Raw genomic sequence first — 1,539 nt, forward strand, 5'->3', positions numbered from 1 at the left:
GTGATTTTCAGATTCTTACAGGTTTTCTTCACTTCAGATCGGTCTACTGATATAGAAAGTTTTTTACTTTTACTTATAGCTTCTGTTATACTTGATAAAGGATATAAGAGAGATTCAGTTCCTCCCACTAAATCATCAAAATATTTTTCAGCTTCTATATAGCTATTGGACTTTGTCCATTCGTTATACTCCAATGAGTATTCATAGGCAGTAAAGACTTCTTCTTTTAGTTCAAGACCTTTATATGCATGAACAATATCCTTTAACAAAATATCTACAGATCCTCCATCATAGATGATATGATGAATATCAATAAATAGATAAGTGTGTTGTGCTGTGGTATAAATGGCAATCCGATATAAATCCTCTTCCAATAGGTTGAACGGACGAACAAAATTTTGGAAAAATCCAGCATCAGGTTCCATATCCAATGATTCAAACGTAATATGTAAAGGAGCATCATCACGGCGAACCTGTACAACATTACCATTCTTAATTTCAAAGTGTACCTTTAGATAAGAGTGTGATTTAAGTGCTTTTGAAACAGCAGATTGCAGCTTTTCGCCATTCACATCAGTCAACTTCAATGCTAATGCTATATTGTATTGTAAACTATCTCTGTTTTGCAACCATTGGATATATACTCCTACTTGGTTTTCCGTTAATGGATAATATTCTTTTTTCTCATATAGTTTACACTCTTGCTCATCTATTTTAATGGTATCAACCCATTTTCTGATGGTAAGATTTGATAAGATATCCTTGACTGTTAAAATTAAACCTAATTCTTTTTTTACAGCTAAGGATAGTTTTATCGCCCCCATAGATGTTAATCCCATGGAAATCAAATTGGTAGTAACTCCAAATTCTTTCGTGTTCAAAAGATTAGATACAATACTCAATAAAGACTTTTCTAAGGAGGTCTCTGGAAAAACAATTTCTTGTCTTTTCATTTCCGGATCAGGCAGCATTTTTCGATTAATTTTACCATTAGGAGTCAGAGGTAAAACCTCCAATTGTATAAAGATAGTGGGAACCATATAATCGGTAAGAGAGGCTGATAAATATCCTCGAAGCACCTCTTCTTTGATGGTTTGATTCGCCGTATAATAACCACATAAATGCTGTATGCCTCCAATTTCTTTAATCTCAACTACTGCGCTTTGAACACCTTCATAGCCTATCATAACACTTTCTATCTCACCTAATTCAATACGAAAACCTCTTAGTTTTACCTGGCTATCAATACGACCCAAGCATTCCAGTTCCCCTTTTTCGTTCCAACGGGCAAGGTCTCCTGTACGGTACATTTTCTCTCCTTTCACAAATGGACTGCTAATAAATTTTTCTGCTGTAAGCTCAGAACGTTGCCAATACCCTCGGGATATTTGGTCACCTATCAGACATAGTTCTCCTACCATTCCTTTAGGGATAAGATTACCGTGTGCGTCTACGATTACTGAAATACTATTGGGTACTGGCCTACCTATAGGAATATTTTGATATTCCCGCTTTGGATCTAGGATATGGAAAGATGAA

1 protein-coding gene is annotated in these 1,539 nt (G+C 35.3%); it reads right to left on the reverse strand.

Annotated elements, in window-relative coordinates:
- Positions 1 to 1,539, reverse strand: a 1,539-nt coding sequence (locus tag CHRY9293_RS18320) for a condensation domain-containing protein (RefSeq protein WP_162034297.1), incomplete at both ends; no start/stop codon positions are given.

The sequence above is a fragment of the Chryseobacterium potabilaquae genome, assembly GCF_902728265.1.
Classification (GTDB): Bacteria; Bacteroidota; Bacteroidia; order Flavobacteriales; family Weeksellaceae; genus Chryseobacterium; species Chryseobacterium potabilaquae.